The organism is Moraxella cuniculi DSM 21768, assembly GCF_900156515.1.
Taxonomy (GTDB): Bacteria; Pseudomonadota; Gammaproteobacteria; order Pseudomonadales; family Moraxellaceae; genus Moraxella; species Moraxella cuniculi.
Genome location: NZ_FTNU01000037.1, coordinates 1 through 3,279, shown reverse-complemented (window position 1 = coordinate 3,279; position 3,279 = coordinate 1). Strand labels below are relative to the sequence as shown.

Here is a 3,279-nt window from a genome sequence, read left to right as displayed (position 1 = left end):
GACAGCCAAAACCTATACACCAACATCACCACTGATGATGTAACAGAAAATAAATATATCAATGGCATTATTAGCAACAACTTTGACAAAAACAAAGTGCAGCAAGAGATCACTCTACAGCAACAAGTAACCTTTGCCTTTGGACAAAACGCACCAAAGGCAGTGGCTGAAATTTCTGACTATGCCATCACCAAGATACTTAACAACCCCAATCTTAGCACAGATGAAAAACTGGCAGAAACTAAGAAATGGGCAGAAGGCGGCATCTACCGAATAGCACTACACACCGCAACTGCAGCCCTAGCCACAGGTACAATAGAAGGAGCTGTATCAGCAGGTACAACCGCCTATACCATTCCAAAGATTGATGAATACCTTACAAAACAAGGCTTTGATGAAACCACAAGACAAACCGCTTTGCTTGCCCTATCAGCAGGCATTGGTGCCACTATTGGTGGTGATACTGCAAGCACTGTGAATAATGTGGGGCAGACAAGGTGGAATTATTTGTATCATGAGTCTGCATTAAGAAATAAGCAATTAACTAAGAAACAAAAAAGATCATATTCTAGCACTTAAACGAGCAGGTGCTGTTTCATACGAAACCCTTGAAAAAAAGTACAACGAATGTGAAAATGATACATGCAGAAATGAGATTAAACAACAATGGTATCAAGAATCCGAAAGAACTAAGCAAATACAGCTTGAGCTGGTAAAACAAGGTGTGCTTACTTGGGAGGATTTTGATAGCTATGCAAATGGTGGATATATTGGCATAAATTCAACTCACCTAACAACCATACAAAACAAACAGCACACCCTGGCTGCAATGGAATTGTCAAGCTGGGCACAAAATCAGAACACTCCAGCAAGAACAGAAGCTTTAAGAAGAGATGGAGGAGTAACCCCGGGAAGTACTGAAGATTTGTTAATGCAAGCAGGTGCTGGTACAGTTGGTGGAATGGTTGCTGGGCGTTGGCAGAGAGGCAACGGTGTTGCTACTCCAGCTACTAATCAAAGCACAATATCAAGCTCAAATATTGTTGTTTATAATCCTCAATATGCTACGAAGCAGGTTTTGAACGGAGGCAGGATTAATGAATCTGATTTGAGAAAATTGGTTCCTCAGGGGGCAACAGATATTTTTGTATCATCAGCAAGTATCAGGCAGGGCTATAAATATGAATTTTATGCCAATGGTACAAAAGTTCAAATTAAATGGCACAGCCCAGACCAACAAGCTGCCCTTAAATACCTAAACAGTAACTCTGGCAGAATGTGGACGGCACAAATTAAAGTTGGGAATAAATATCTAGGTTCCGATGGAAATTTTTATAGAAACCCTCAACAAAATATTACTCACATCCCTGTTAATATAGGCAAATAGCATGAAAAATTTAGATTACTATCAATCTTTGCCAGAATCTCCTTCTGTGGCATTGATGGAAAATGAGTTTGACTATCTGATCGATAACCTATTACCCAATTTGAACTTTAATGATTTACTGCCAATATTATATGAGTTGTCAGATAGGCAATGGAACACCTATACCATCGCCGATGACAAAATAAAAGATGCTGTAAGTGGATATCTAATTAAGTTTATGAATATAAACTCTGAAAATGAAGTAGATTCTGCCTTGCATATTTCATTGGCTATGGGGTTGCCAAGTGTTTATTTTTATATTCTTAACAGTTTTGATAACATTGTTAATGCAAATGTAAAAAACTTAATTAATGAGTACAGGGAGGAGGTTGTTGATATAGCAAACCCTTATATAGGGATGGAATAAACTGGCTCGTAGCCTATTTTGATGGCCAAACAAAACCTAAGACCCTTCGATAGCATCACCTCAGCCTTGTACGCTCCTAATTCAAATGGTATCATAGGGGGTGTGGCAAGATCAGCAAGTCCAGAGCTTGCTTATCAGATTGGGCAATATTTTAAAGAAAATAAACTTAAAAATGAAATTGATGGTGGTAATCGCCCAGAAGAACAAAGCCTGCAACACCTACTGGCTCATGCCATATTAGGTGCTGCTACAAATTATGCCACAGGCAATAACCCAATAACAGATGCTTTATCGGGAGCAACCAATGAAGCTGTTGCTCCAGTTTTATCAAATTACTTATATGGCAAAAAACCAAACGAGCTTAGTCAAGATGAAAAGGACATCATCACAAGTATCTTAAACCTAACCACAGTTGCCACTGCTTATAGCACAACAGGCGGTAGTGTAGCCGACGCAGTTAATGGAGCTGAGATTGGGAGAGTTGGGGTTGAGTGGAATGGTACTTCAAGCTTAAATTTTGGAGCTAATGTAACCATTGGAAAAGGTTATGGTTTTGATGCTGGGATTTTTGTAACAACAGGTACTGCATTTGATGGCTTTTCTATCAAAAATCCAACGATTAATTGGTCTGAAATTGATGCTGGTATTTCAGCTACTGGGTCAAAAACTATTGGTTTTGGTGCTGGTGTGGGTTTAAGTGGATCGTATATCGAAGGTGGTAGAAGTAATATAGATGGATATTCAAAAACAACCAGTGTCTGTGCAGTAGTGGCATGTGCAGGAGCGACAACCAATCAAAATGGCCGAGTAATTGAATCGACCGTAAGTTTAATTGGTGATGGGCGGGGTGGTGTTGTTCCTGGTGGATCGTTTACCCAATCAACAAACAAAACCAAAACAATTACTTTGCAAGATGTATGGAGAAAAATTCAGAAAAATGTCAAATAATGCTATTGTGCAAAAATATGCAAAATTGTTAAGAAGAAGACTGTTTATCACTTTTTATTTACCAACAATCCTATTGTTAGGCTGTCTTATACTCAATTCTTTAGGTATACACGGTGTGTTAATTGCAATGTTGATATTGCCATCTTTATATGTCTCTTTGTTTTGGTTTATGGCTAACAATATATGCCCTTGGTGTGGTGAAAGTTTTTTTAGTTTTGGATTTTTTGGATATAAAACTTCAGCTGTAGAGCTGTTATATGCCAAAAGATGCCAAAATTGCAAAGAACCCAAAGCAACAAAGATAGATGCTTAAATAGAGGTATGCATTGGCTACAAATCTTGGCAAAGATACTATTACAAGCATTCTAAACCTAACCACAGCTACCACTGCTTATGGCACAACAGGCGGTAGTGTAGCCGACGCAGTTAATGGAGCTGAAGTGGGGAGAGTTGGGGTTGAGTGGAATCAAGGTTTGATTTTACATGGGGGAGCACTAGGAGAGCCGAATGGGGTGGATGTCCTAAGGGGAACCATAAC

The 3,279-nt window shown here is 39.1% G+C and carries 5 protein-coding genes and 1 pseudogene; all 6 read left to right on the top strand.

What is annotated here, in order from left to right; genetic code table 11:
* A pseudogene (locus tag BW928_RS11760) lies at positions 1 to 579 on the top strand (hypothetical protein); the annotation flags it as partial.
* 145 nt (positions 580 to 724) lie between these two features.
* Entirely contained in the window at positions 725 to 1,387 is a 663-nt protein-coding gene (locus tag BW928_RS11390; protein WP_078310386.1) for a hypothetical protein, read from the top strand.
* A gap of 1 nt (position 1,388) precedes the next feature.
* Positions 1,389 to 1,793: a hypothetical protein gene (locus BW928_RS11095; protein WP_076556268.1), complete on the top strand. Its 405-nt coding sequence runs from the start codon at positions 1,389 to 1,391 to the stop codon at positions 1,791 to 1,793.
* A gap of 21 nt (positions 1,794 to 1,814) precedes the next feature.
* Positions 1,815 to 2,741 (top strand): VENN motif pre-toxin domain-containing protein, encoded by a 927-nt coding sequence (locus tag BW928_RS11385; RefSeq protein ID WP_078310388.1) that lies wholly within the window; start codon positions 1,815 to 1,817, stop codon positions 2,739 to 2,741.
* Complete coding sequence (locus BW928_RS11080; RefSeq protein WP_076556267.1) at positions 2,731 to 3,054, top strand: hypothetical protein; 324 nt, start codon at positions 2,731 to 2,733, stop codon at positions 3,052 to 3,054. The genes BW928_RS11385 and BW928_RS11080 overlap by 11 nt, the downstream gene beginning before the upstream one ends.
* A gap of 13 nt (positions 3,055 to 3,067) precedes the next feature.
* The coding region (locus tag BW928_RS12265; protein WP_144295814.1) for a VENN motif pre-toxin domain-containing protein at positions 3,068 to 3,279 on the top strand (212 nt) is incomplete at its 3' end.

Excerpts from the sequence above, each read along its gene's own strand:
- BW928_RS11095 (WP_076556268.1), top strand. The coding sequence starts at position 1,389 with ATGAAAAATTTAGATTACTATCAATCTTTGCCAGAATCTCCTTCTGTG.
- BW928_RS11385 (WP_078310388.1), top strand. The coding sequence starts at position 1,815 with ATGGCCAAACAAAACCTAAGACCCTTCGATAGCATCACCTCAGCCTTG.
- BW928_RS11080 (WP_076556267.1), top strand. The coding sequence starts at position 2,731 with ATGTCAAATAATGCTATTGTGCAAAAATATGCAAAATTGTTAAGAAGA.